This window comes from Streptomyces niveus (assembly GCF_001723055.1).
Taxonomy (GTDB): domain Bacteria; phylum Actinomycetota; class Actinomycetes; order Streptomycetales; family Streptomycetaceae; genus Streptomyces; species Streptomyces niveus.
This window is the reverse complement of record NZ_MDCR01000267.1, coordinates 1-11,388: the sequence shown is the minus strand read 5'-3', so window position 1 is coordinate 11,388 and position 11,388 is coordinate 1. Positions and strand designations below refer to the sequence as shown.

Below are 11,388 nucleotides of genomic sequence, written 5' to 3'. Positions count from 1 at the left end.
CCAGATGACGGCCGTACGCGGTGCGGCGCCACCGTACGGATCAGCTTGTCGCCCAGGAACGCGCGCGCCCCGCGTACGGCCGTCATCTGGAGGTCCTTGGTGAACGGGTTCGCGACCTCCCGGTCGCGGGCGGTGATCTCCCGGCGCAGTTCGGCCTCGTCGATGAGCGGCTTGTCGGTGAGCGCGTTCATGCCGCGTACGAGCGCGGCGAGGTCCTTCTCCACGACGAAGTCGGCGCCGTTGTCCATGAACGCCTTCACCGGTCCAGGCACGTCCAGGCGCGCCCGGTTGATCACGTCGCGCACGGACTTGCCCGTCAGGTCCGGGTTCTGTTCGGAGCCCGAGAGGGCGAACTCCTTGCCGATGATGCGCCGGTTGAGGACGAACCAGGTGTGGTCGTGGCCGGAGTGCATGATGTGGTCGAGCGTCCCGAGCGTGTCGAAGCCGGGGAACAGGGGGACCGGCAGCCGCCGGCCGCGCGCGTCGAGCCACAGCGACGAGGGGCCCGGCAGGATCCGGATGCCGTGCCTGGCCCAGATCGGGTTCCAGTTCTCGATGCCCTCCGTGTAGTGCCACATCCGGTCCCGGTTGATGTGGTGGGCGCCGGCCCGCTCGGTGATGCCGAGCATCAGTCCGTCGACATGGGCGGGCACGCCGGAGAGCATCTTCTCGGGCGGAGTGCCGAGGCGCTCCGGCCACTGGGCGCGTACGAGGTCGTGGTTGCCGCCGATGCCGCCGGACGTCACGATCACGGCCTGGCCCTTGAGTTCGAACGTGTCCGTCGTGACGCGGCTGCTGGCGGTGCCGCGTTCGGCGTCGCTGGGCTCCAGCACTTCGCCGGTGACGGTGTCGACGGCGCCCGCGGTGGCGGCGAGTCCGGTGACCCGGTGCCGGAAGCGGAAGGTCACCAGCCCCTTGGCGACGCCTTCGCGCACCTTCCGCTCGAAGGGCGCCACGACGCCGGGGCCGGTCCCCCAGGTGATGTGGAAGCGCGGCACCGAGTTGCCGTGCCCGCGCGCGCCGTAGCCGCCGCGTTCGGCCCAGCCGACGACCGGGAAGAACCGCACGCCCCGCTCGCGCAGCCAGGAGCGCTTCTCGCCTGCGGCGAAGTCGACGTACGCCTCGGCCCACTCGCGCGGCCAGTGGTCCTCGTCGCGGTCGAAGCCGGCCGTGCCGAGCCAGTCCTGGAGGGCGAGTTCACGGCTGTCCTTGACACGCAGCCGCCGCTGCTCGGGCGAGTCCACGAGGAACAGCCCGCCGAAGGACCAGTGGGCCTGTCCGCCTATGGACGCCTCGGGTTCCTGGTCGAGCAGGATCACCGAGCGCCCGGCGTCGACGAGTTCGGCGGTGGCGACAAGACCGGCCAGTCCCGCGCCGATCACGATCACGTCGGCGTCGTACGCCATGGGTTCCCACCTTCTCGGGGCGACTGAGGTGGTCCGATCTTCCGTACGGGCCGGTAACGAGTCAACCGGCCGTGCGTGCCAGGCTGTCCCGCATGAGCAGCTCTGACGAGATCATCGACATCGTGGACGAGCACGACCACGTCGTACGGCAGGCCTCGCGCGGTGAGGCGTACGCGCAGGGCCTGCGGCACCGTTGCGTCTTCGTCCTGGCGCGGGACGCCGAGAACCGGATCTTCGTCCACCGCAGGACGGCGACCAAGACCGTCTTCCCGTCCCGCTACGACATGTTCGTGGGCGGGGTGGTCGGCGCGGGCGAGACGTACGACGAGGCGGCGCTGCGCGAGGCCGAGGAGGAGCTGGGGGTGTCGGGCCTGCCGCGCCCCGTACCGGTGTTCACGTTCCTGTACGAGACCCCGGACGGCGGGCTGTCGTGGTGGTCGCGGGTGTACGAGGTCCGCTGTGTGCTGCCGGTCTCCCCGCAGGTGGAGGAGATCGAATGGCACGCGTTCCTCACGGACGCGGAGCTGGATCGGCGGCTGGCCGAGGACGCCGGCGACGGTGGGCGGCCGTGGACGCCGGACGGCCTGGCCGCGTACGAGCGGCTGAAGGCGGCCCGCGCGTCGGATGCGTAGGGTGCGACGGGTGATCGACTTTGTGCGGAGCCTGCGCCTGTGGTTCGCGCCCCGGCGGATCAGTGACGAGGGCACGACACCCGACTACCGTTTCTCGCTCGCCAACGAGCGCACGTTCCTCGCCTGGATCCGTACCGCGCTCGCCCTGGTGGGCGGCGGGTTCGCGGTCGACCAGTTCCTGCCGGACCTGCGCTGGGCGGTCAGGGTGGGGCTGGCGGTGGTGCTCTTCGCGATCGGCGCGCTCAGCGCGCTGCGGGCGATCAGCCAGTGGGTGCGCAGCGAGCGGGCGATGCGCCGGGGCGAGGATCTGCCGGTGACGGCCTTCCCGACGCTGCTGGGTCTGTCGGTGGCGGCCGTCGCCGTGATCATGCTGGTCGTGGTGCTGGCGGGCGGGAGTCGCTGATGGGGAGCCCGCCGGGTGACACGCGGGACCCGGGCCTCCAGCCGGAGCGGACCCGGCTGGCCTGGCGGCGTACGACGCTGACGTACACGGTGGTGGCGGTGCTCGCGGGCCGGCAGGTCATCCGGGGCGACGTGACGGTGGCGGGGGTGGTCGCGGCGGTGCTGAGCGTGCTCGTCTGGCTGGCGTTCCTGTGGGTGGCGCACGGGCGGATGGTGGCGCTGGACACGGCGGAGCCGCGCGCGCTGCCGGTGGGCGCGGGGGTGGCGGCGGTGGTGTGTGTGGTGTGCCTGGCGGCGTTCGGCGTGAGCGTGCTCTGAGCGGAAGCCCGGGCGACGGGACCCCCAGGTGAGGGAGGTCTGTCCCCCGTGCGAGCTACGCGCAGGTGTCCCCTGTGGGGTGACGATTCGCGGCGGCCGGATCCGTAGCGTTCGGTGCAGCCGCGGCGCTCGGTCCGCGGCGATTCCCCCACGAGGAGAGCAACATGATCCGCAATGGCAGGGCATCCGTCGCGATGGCACTGGTCTGTGTCGTGGCCGGTGCGGCACTTGTCGGCTGCCAGGAAGCCTCAACCGCGGATTCGAAGAATCCGTCCGCGAGCTCGACCACCGGCGGTGCCGGGGCGGACGGCAAGGGTTCGTTCACCGGTACCAAGAAGATCAAGGCCGACGGACGGTCGGTCAATGTGTCGTGTTCGGGTGATCCGGTGGAGGGCAGGCCGGTCGTCGTCCTGCTGCACGGGGGCGGTGACGGGCTGGACAAGTTGGCCGCCCTCCAGAAGACGCTGGGTGAGAAGGACCGGGCGTGCTCCTACGACCGGCTCGGCGCGGGCGCCAGCGACCAGCCCGACGGGCCCCAGAGTCTCGAAAGCGGCGGGAAGGTGCTGACGTCGGTGATCGAGCAGGTCGCCGGTGACGCGCCGGTCGTGCTGGCCGGGCATTCGCTGGGCGGACTGATCGCCGCCAGGTACGCACCCGACCACCAGGACAAGGTCAAGGGGCTGGTCCTGATGGACGCCACGTCACCGACGCAGAGCGCCGATCTCAACGAGGAGATCCCGCAGTCCGCGACCGGCGACGCGGTCGGGCTGCGGGACCAGACGCTGGCGGTCCTCCGGGGTGAGAGCCCGGAGAAGCTCGTGGTCCCCGACGGGAAGGTCCGCTCCGCGGGGGACATTCCGGTGGAGGTGATCCAGCACGGGAAGCGGTATCTCGCGGCTGTTCCGGAGTACGGGGCGGGGCTGGAGCGGGCGTGGGCGAGGGGGCAGGAGCAGTGGCTCGCGGTGTCGGGCAGCAGCAAGCTGAGCTCCGCCGAGAACAGCGAGCACTACATCTACCTCGACGAGCCGGATGTGGCGGTCGCGGCGATACGGCGCGTCGCCTCGCGGGCGGCCGACGCGTAGCGGCTCAGGTGACCAGACCGTGGCGGTAGGCGAAGACGACGGCCTGGACGCGGTCGCGGAGTCCGAGTTTGCTGAGGATGCGCGACACGAAGGTCTTGACGGTCTCCTGGCTGATCTGGAGGGTCGCGGCGATCTCGCTGTTGGAGAGTCCGTCCGCGATGAGGTGCAGGACCTCCAGTTCGCGAGGGGTCACCGGAAGATCGTCCGGGGTGCGCTCCACGGGCCGGATCCGGGCGGCGTGCACGCCCACGAGCCGGCGCGTCACCTCGGGGTCCAGCAGTGCCGCGCCCGTCGCCACGGTCCGGATGCCGTGCAGCAGTTGGGCCGGTGGCGCGTCTTTCAGCAGGAACCCGCTCGCCCCGGCGCGCAGGGCCTCGTAGACGTACTCGTCCAGGTTGAACGTGGTCACCACGAGCACCTTGACGGCGTGTGTCACCCCGGCGCCGGCCAGCAGGCGGGTGGCCTCGATGCCGTTCAGGACCGGCATGCGTACGTCCATCACCACGACGTCCGGGGTCAGTTCACCCGCGAGGTCGACCGCGGTCCGTCCGTCGCCGCACTCGCCGACCACTTCGAGGTCGGGCTGGGCGTCGATGATCGTGACCAGCCCGGTGCGGACCATCATCTGGTCGTCGCAGACCAGGACCCGGACGGGCGTGCTCATGACGCGCTCCTCTCGGGTATGCGCGCCCGCACGGTGAAGCCGCCGCCCGGGAGCGGGTCCGCGCTGAAGTCGCCGCCCAGGGCGTCGACCCGCTCGCGGAGACCGGCGAGGCCCCGGCCGCTCCCGCCGGGGGAGGCGGCCGGTGAGCCGGTTCCGTCCGTGCCGACCTCCACGGTGATCTCCCCTTCTCCGTGGCGTACCTGGACCGAGGTGCGACCGCCGTGGTCGTGCTTGAGCGCGTTGGTCAGGGCCTCCCGTACGACGCGGTAGGCCACGAGGTCGGCGCTGCCGCTCGGTTCCACCGGGGTGCCCTCCTCGGTGAACTCCACCGGCTGCCCGGCCCCGCGCGTCTGTTCCACGAGCGGGCGGAGTCCGCCGACGGACGGTGTCCCGGTCCCGGTGCCGTGGTCGGGGTTGAGCAGGTCGAGCAGCTGCCGCAGGTCGCTGATGGCCAGCCGGCCGGTGCCGGCGACGGCGGTCAGGGTGGCGTCGAGGCGCTCCGGCGCGGCGGTCAGACAGCGGGCGGCCTCGGCCTGCACGACCATCGCCGTCACATGGTGGGTCACGACGTCGTGGAGTTCGCGGGCGATCCGCGTGCGTTCGGCGGTGCGGGTGTCGATCGCGACGCGGCGGCGGTGCTCGGCCTCCTTGGCTCGGGTGGAGCGCAGCCACGCCCCGATGCCCCACATGAGTGCCAGCGCCAGGTAGTACGTCACGAACTCGCTGACCGGCAGGCCCGGACCGAGTTGGTGGAGCGCGACGGCGAACGGCACGTAGGCGGCGGAGAACAGCAGCACGGTGGCGCGCCGGTGGCGCTCCAGCCGGGAGCCCAGGCCCAGCAAGGCGACGGCCATCGCGGTGCCCGCGAACGAGTGGTAGCCGCGGAGTTGGTCGAGGGCGAAGCCGGTCGACACGAGGGTGAGGCAGACGACGGGCCACCGTCGGCACAGGGCGAGCGGGAGGCACTGGAGGGCGACCGCCACGACGGCCGCCGCGTCGTAGGGGCGGTCGGGCACACCGCCGAGCACCGTCCCGTGGCCCCGCAACGACGGCACGAGCGACCCGGCGAACAGGAGCAGCCCGAGGGAGAGATACCAGACCGTACTGTCGACCCGGCGCCACAACTCCGGGGCCCGTCGAAGACTGATCACCGGAAGAGCTTAGTGAACCTGGGCGCCGCACCGCCGCCGGGTCCGCGTTCGCCAACGGGCCGGGTCCGCCTAGCGGTTGCCCGTCTTGTACCGGGCCCGGGTGCCCGTGCGGGGGCGGGTGCCGGAGCCGGTGCGGGAGGTCGCCCTCGTACGGAGCGCGAGTGCGATACGGCGCTGTTCGCGTCCCGCGAAGCCCGGTTCACGGGCCATCAGCCTGATCAGTTCCTCGCGCAGGTGGCTGTCGCGGCCCGCGTCGGTGAAGTACCGGGCCTCGGCGAGCGCGGGGGCGAGCCGGCGGTGGCGGGGCGTCAGCACGGACTCCTCGTCGAACCAGTTCCAGTGCGGGAACGACCCGTTGACCTTCGCCTGGTTGTCGGCCAGATACGACCAGACCCGGCCGTCCAGGGACACGTCGGTGACATGGGCGGCCGGCAGGGTCCGCACCCAGTCGTTGTCCGGGTCCTGCTGCCAGCGCCAGGTGTTCGGGCTGGTGCTGTGGCGGCAGGTGACCGCGATGTAGCGGAGTTTGCGCCGGATGACCGCCCACGGCTCGCGGGTCTCCTCGATCCAGTCGGCGAGATGGCGGTGGAGCGTGCCGTAGCTCCGCCCCTCCGCGACGACGTCGACGAGGGCGATGGGGCGTTTGCGGCGCGCGAGGGCGTACGGCTCAAGTCCCACGGAGGCGAGGTGTTCGCGGAAGCGGCGGCCGGCGGCGGGGCTCCAGTCGGTGTCGGCCATGCAGGACACCGGCAGCCGCAGCAGCCGCCCGTCCCAGGGCGAGTGTTCCAGCGCGCCGGTCAGCAGGTCGTACATCGAGTCCAGCGACCTGCCGAGGAAGCAGAGGTCGGCGCCGTCGGCGCGGGCGAGGACCTTGGCGGTGACGGCGGTCAGCTCGCGGAGCACCAGATCGGAGGGCGGGCTCTGGTCCTGCCGCGCGGCGAGCGCGCCGAGTTGGTCGGGCCGGCCGCCGCCGAACGCGGACAGCGACCAGCGGTACGGCTGGGGCGGCGGCGTGGCTGCGGTGGTCATGCCTGCCAGTTCAGCACCGGGCGGCCGGTGCGGTCATCCGATTTACGGGACGCGAACCGGACCTACCCGTCATCACGGACAGGACTGGTAGCGTCCCGACCGGCCGCTCACCTATCACCCTGAACCACAGCAAAGGTGCACATCATGACGCCGCTTCACCAGGAACACGCCAGGCACGAGCACACCCACGGACCGACCTGCGGCCACACCGAGGTGCGGCACGGCGACCATGTCGACTACGCGCACGACGGCCATCTGCACCGCAAGCACGTCGAGCACTGGGACGAGTGCGAGCCCGTCGCCCATGTCGTCCACGACAGCCACCCCCACCGGCACGGCGAGGGCTGCGGCCACCCCGCCGTCGCGCACGGCGATCACAAGGACTACATCCACGACGGCCACCGGCACGCCGCCCACGAGGGCCACTGGGACGACCACTGACGGGGACGCCCACCGCCGGGTCCGGTTCTCCTCCCCGGACCCGGCCCATCGATCCCGTCACACCTCCGGCGGTTTCCCGTCCCGCACTGGACGGCATACCGACTGGTCGGCATCATGAACGGCGAAGACTCCCCACGCCCCCGCCCGCCATACCGCCCGCCCATGGAGGTACGACCGATGAGCGCCAGTCCCCCGCCAGGACTCGACCCGGAGCGGCTGCGCGGACACCTCGACCGCGAGCGCCCCGGACTGGTGGGCGGACCGCTGAGCGCCCGGCTGATCGAGGGCGGCCGGTCGAACCTGACGTATCTGGTCACCGACGGCGCGCACGACTGGGTGGTCCGCAGGCCCCCGCTCGGCCATGTCCTGGCCACGGCGCACGACATGAAGCGCGAGTTCCGGGTGATCAGCGCGCTGCACCCGACGGCCGTGCCGGTGCCCGAGCCGCTGCTGCTGTGCGAGGACCCCGACGTGCTCGGGGCGCCCTTCTACCTGATGGAGTACGTACGGGGGACCCCGTACCGTACGGCCGAACAGCTCGCCCCCCTCGGCCCCGAGCGCACCCGCGCCGCGCTCCTCGGCCTCGTCGACACCCTGGTCGAGCTGCACGCCGTCGACCCCTCGGCCGTGGGGCTCGCCGACTTCGGCCGCCCCGAGGGCTTCCTGGACCGCCAACTGCGCCGCTGGGGCAAGCAGTTGGAGGCCTCGCGCAACCGGGACCTGCCGGGCGTCGACGCGTTGCACGCCGCCCTCGGCCGCTCGCTGCCGGACTCCCCCGCGCCGACCGTCATTCACGGCGACTACCGGCTCGACAACGTCCTGATCGGCGACGACGACCGCATCAAGGCCGTCCTGGACTGGGAGATGTCCACGCTCGGCGATCCGCTGACCGATCTCGGGCTGCTGGTGATGTACAGCGCGCCGCTGGAGATCACCGGCTCCCCGATCAGTACGACCGCCGGCGCGGCCGGCCATCCCGACCCCGCCGAGCTGGTCGCGCGCTACGCCGCCGGTTCGGGCCGCGACACCTCGGCGATCGCCTGGTACACGGCCTTCGCCTGGTTCAAGCTCGCGGTGATCCTCGAAGGCATCCACTACCGCTACACGCTGGGCCAGACGGTCGGCGGCGGATTCGAGCGCATCGGGGATCTCGTCCCCGTCTTCATCGAGCACGGACTCACCACCCTCCAGGAAGGCTGACCGGGATCCATGGACTTCGCATTCGACGCCCGTACCGAGGAACTCCGCACCGAGCTGCTGGACTTCATGGACCGGCACATCCGCCCGGCCGAGGCCGTCGCCCACGAACAGCGGTCGCGGCTCGCCGACCCGTGGGACACCCCGGCCATCGTGGACGAGCTGAAGGCCGAGGCGCGTAAGCGGGGACTGTGGAATCTCTTCCTCCCTGACGCCGAGCACGGCGCCGGGCTGACCAACCTCCAGTACGCGCCGCTCGCCGAGATCACCGGCCACAGCCCGCAGTTGGCCCCGACGGCGCTCAACTGCGCCGCGCCCGACACCGGGAACATGGAGGTGCTCGCCCAGTTCGGCAGCGACGAGCACAAGGAGCGCTGGCTCCGGCCGCTGCTCGCCGGTGAGATCCGCTCGGCGTTCGCGATGACCGAGCCGGAGGTCGCCTCGTCCGACGCGACGAACATCCGCACCCGGATCGAGCGCGCCGGTGACGACTATGTGATCAACGGCCGTAAGTGGTACATCTCCGGGGCGATGAACCCGGACTGCCGGATCTTCATCGTGATGGGCAAGACCGACCCGGACGGCGCCGACACCCGCCGCCAGCAGTCGATGATCCTCGTCCCGCGCGACACCCCCGGACTCACCGTCGAGCGCGCGATGAGCGTGTACGGCTACGAGGACCACTCCCACGGCGGCCACGCCGAGGTGACCTTCACCGACGTACGCGTCCCCGCGGCGAACCTGATCGGCGAGGAGGGCGGCGGCTTCGCCATCGCCCAGGCCCGGCTCGGCCCCGGCCGGATCCACCACTGCATGCGGCTGATCGGCATGGCCGAGCGCGCCATCGAGCTGATGTGCCGGCGGGCCGTGTCCCGTACGGCCTTCGGCAAGCCCATCGCCCAGCAGGGCGTGGTCCAGAACTGGATCGCCGACGCGCGGGTCACGGTCGAGCAGCTGCGGCTGCTGGTGCTCAAGACGGCCTGGCTGATGGACACGGTCGGCAACCGGGGCGCCCACACGGAGATCCAGGCCATCAAGATCGCGACGCCGCGCGCGGTGGTCGGCATCATCGACAGCGCGGTGCAGTTGCACGGCGCCGGCGGGGTGAGCCAGGACTACCCGCTGGCCGAACTGTGGGCGGCGGCGCGCACACTGCGGCTGGCGGACGGCCCGGACGAGGTGCACCAACGGTCCCTGGCACGGCGGGAGTTGAAGAAGTACCTGTAGGCACGCGCCCTACCGCCTGAAGGTGACCTGCTTCTCGTCCGGGTCGTAGTCGTAGAAGCCGGTGAAGCCCCAGTTCTGCCAGCCGCCGTCCCCGTTGTTGACGATGGTCCCCTCGTCGACGGCGAAAACGTTGACGCCGTCCACCACCGCGAGGTGTTCGATGCCGGAGACCCCGGAGAAGGAGATGTCGTCGAAGGACTTCACCGCGATGATGTTCGTGTCGGGGAAGCTGCGGCCGTACTCCTCGATCAGCGAGCGCGTCAACTCGCCGTCGTCTCCCGGCACATCGCCGGAGTAGTCGGTGCCGGGGTAGGGCCCGCCCTCGGTGTACGTCGGTGTCTCGTCGTTGAAGTTGACCGTGCCCGTGCCGGTGGGGGTGGAATCGGCGTCCAGGTCGGCGGGTTCGGGCTGCTCGAAGGCCGCCTCCATGCCGTCGCGGGTGAAGTCGCCGTAGTAGGCCCAGTTGGTGTAGCCGCCGTCGCCGTCGTTGCTGAAGGTGCCCTTGTCGAAGACGTACACGTCGAACACGGCCCGGCCCGAGGCGATGTCGTCCCCGGTCTCGTCGTCGTGGTACTCGGGGGAGTTGAGGCGGTAGCGGCCCCGGTGGACGAACGAGTCGGGCTCGTCGACCCAGTGCGACGGCTGCTCCGAGTGCATCGCGACGACGTTGTAGTCGGGGTAGCAGCGGCGCAGGTCGTTCACGAGCATCCGGACGGCCTGGGTCGACGCCTCGTTGTTCAGCGGGGAGTACGTGTTGTAGTACCGGTCGCGGTCGGGCGGCTCCTGGCCCTCGATCTGGCAGCCGTCGTCGCCGGGCTGCCAGCCCTCCTTCCGTTCCGGACGGGGCGGTTCCTGGAAGGTGACGGTGCGGCGGTCGTCGCTGACGTCGAAGACACCGTGGAACGCACGGTTCTTCCAGCCGAGGTCGGCGTCGTCGGCCCAGGTGAACTTTCCGGTCTTGAAGGCGTAGACGCGGTAGGTCGTGCCGCTGATCTCGACGGTCTCGATCAGGGCCGCGCCGTCCATCTGCTGGAGGTTTCCCTCGTGCGGCTGGGCGATGACGATGTTGTAGTCGGGCAGGCAGTAGGCGAGGTCGTCGAGGGCGAGCTGGACCCGCTTCTCCTTGTTCTTCTCGTTGTCGATCTTGTCGATGACGAAGTTGACCAGGTACGAGTATCCCCAGGCCGCCGCCTTGCTGACGGGGCCGTTGCCCGGGACGGAGATCTTCGAGTTCGACGACCGTTCGCGCGGCTCGAAGCAGAGGCTGGGCAGCGCGTTCCCCTCGCCGGGGGGCTTGCCGGTGGAGTCGGCGACCTGCGTCCCGCCGGCCGGGTCGCCGGCCGGCTCACCGGGCCGGTCCCCGGAGGCCGTGGCGGGCTTGACGGGTTCGTCGGCAGCGGGCTGCTCGCCCGGCTCGCAACCGCCGCCGCCGTCCGCCATGTTGACGATGCGGCAGACGTGATGGCGCGCGTACCCGGAGACGTCGCCCCCGATCCCGGTCGCGACGACCGCCCCGGTCACCACGGCGACGAACGCCAGCACGCCCAGATACTCGGGTGCGGACTGCCCCCTGTTCAGGCGTACGGCCCGGCGTATCCAGTCGCTGCGTCTCACACGTCACCTCGTCGTCGCTCCCACCGGCACCCGGGAGTCTCCACCCGGCGCCCAGAACGCTAACGACGCCCCCCGGACCCAGCGCGAGGGCCCGAAGACCCATGTCGGGCCCACGAGGATCCGCCGGAGAGGCCTAGGGCGTGTCTTCGACGTAGCGCTGTCCGCCCGCAGGGCGGGGCCCGCGGCGTCTGGTGCGGTGCATCGCAAGGCGGAGGATCGGCGTTG

General features: G+C 71.3%; 12 protein-coding genes. 7 read left to right on the top strand and 5 right to left on the bottom strand.

The annotated features are described in order from the left end of the window. Positions 1 to 1,406: FAD-binding dehydrogenase (locus tag BHU15_RS27220; protein WP_069629604.1), on the bottom strand; the 1,406-nt coding region annotated here is incomplete at its 3' end. A gap of 92 nt (positions 1,407 to 1,498) precedes the next feature. Between BHU15_RS27220 and BHU15_RS27215 the strand changes: the two genes are divergently transcribed. The 4 genes from BHU15_RS27215 to BHU15_RS27200 all read left to right on the top strand — a co-directional run bounded on the left by BHU15_RS27215 (position 1,499) and on the right by BHU15_RS27200 (position 3,840). Then, on the top strand, positions 1,499 to 2,038 hold the full coding sequence (locus BHU15_RS27215; protein WP_069629603.1) for an NUDIX domain-containing protein: 540 nt from the start codon (positions 1,499 to 1,501) through the stop codon (positions 2,036 to 2,038). 10 nt (positions 2,039 to 2,048) lie between these two features. Then, positions 2,049 to 2,441 (top strand): YidH family protein, encoded by a 393-nt coding sequence (locus tag BHU15_RS27210; RefSeq protein ID WP_069629605.1) that lies wholly within the window; start codon positions 2,049 to 2,051, stop codon positions 2,439 to 2,441. Further along, the gene (locus tag BHU15_RS27205; protein WP_069629602.1) at positions 2,441 to 2,758 is read left to right on the top strand and encodes a DUF202 domain-containing protein; all 318 of its coding nucleotides are present in this window, start codon (positions 2,441 to 2,443) and stop codon (positions 2,756 to 2,758) included. The genes BHU15_RS27210 and BHU15_RS27205 overlap by 1 nt, the downstream gene beginning before the upstream one ends. Before the next feature lie 164 nt (positions 2,759 to 2,922). Then, the gene (locus BHU15_RS27200; RefSeq protein WP_069629601.1) at positions 2,923 to 3,840 is read left to right on the top strand and encodes an alpha/beta fold hydrolase; all 918 of its coding nucleotides are present in this window, start codon (positions 2,923 to 2,925) and stop codon (positions 3,838 to 3,840) included. Between the two features lie 4 nt (positions 3,841 to 3,844). On the opposite strand, the gene BHU15_RS27195 is transcribed toward BHU15_RS27200, so the two are convergent. From BHU15_RS27195 to BHU15_RS27185, 3 genes are all read right to left on the bottom strand, one after another. Beyond that, positions 3,845 to 4,504, bottom strand: a complete 660-nt coding sequence (locus tag BHU15_RS27195) for a response regulator (protein WP_069629600.1) — start codon at positions 4,502 to 4,504, stop codon at positions 3,845 to 3,847. Further along, a complete protein-coding gene (locus BHU15_RS27190) occupies positions 4,501 to 5,655 on the bottom strand; it encodes a sensor histidine kinase (protein WP_069629599.1) in 1,155 nt (384 codons plus the stop codon). The genes BHU15_RS27195 and BHU15_RS27190 overlap by 4 nt, the downstream gene beginning before the upstream one ends. A gap of 69 nt (positions 5,656 to 5,724) precedes the next feature. Then, positions 5,725 to 6,684, bottom strand: a complete 960-nt coding sequence (locus tag BHU15_RS27185) for a hypothetical protein (RefSeq protein WP_069629598.1) — start codon at positions 6,682 to 6,684, stop codon at positions 5,725 to 5,727. A gap of 144 nt (positions 6,685 to 6,828) precedes the next feature. On the opposite strand from BHU15_RS27185, the gene BHU15_RS27180 reads away from it, so the two are divergent. The 3 genes from BHU15_RS27180 (at position 6,829) to BHU15_RS27170 (ending at position 9,549) form a co-directional block, all read left to right on the top strand. Further along, entirely contained in the window at positions 6,829 to 7,125 is a 297-nt protein-coding gene (locus BHU15_RS27180) for a hypothetical protein (protein ID WP_069629597.1), read from the top strand. A gap of 177 nt (positions 7,126 to 7,302) precedes the next feature. Further along, the gene (locus tag BHU15_RS27175; protein WP_069629596.1) at positions 7,303 to 8,325 is read left to right on the top strand and encodes a phosphotransferase family protein; all 1,023 of its coding nucleotides are present in this window, start codon (positions 7,303 to 7,305) and stop codon (positions 8,323 to 8,325) included. A gap of 9 nt (positions 8,326 to 8,334) precedes the next feature. Next, positions 8,335 to 9,549, top strand: coding sequence for an acyl-CoA dehydrogenase family protein (locus tag BHU15_RS27170; RefSeq protein WP_069629595.1), 1,215 nt, complete (start codon positions 8,335 to 8,337; stop codon positions 9,547 to 9,549). Positions 9,550 to 9,558: 9 nt separating this feature from the next. Here BHU15_RS27170 and BHU15_RS27165 read toward each other — a convergent pair whose 3' ends face one another. Beyond that, positions 9,559 to 11,163: a hypothetical protein gene (locus BHU15_RS27165; protein ID WP_069629594.1), complete on the bottom strand. Its 1,605-nt coding sequence runs from the start codon at positions 11,161 to 11,163 to the stop codon at positions 9,559 to 9,561. Between the last annotated feature and the right edge of the window lie 225 nt (positions 11,164 to 11,388).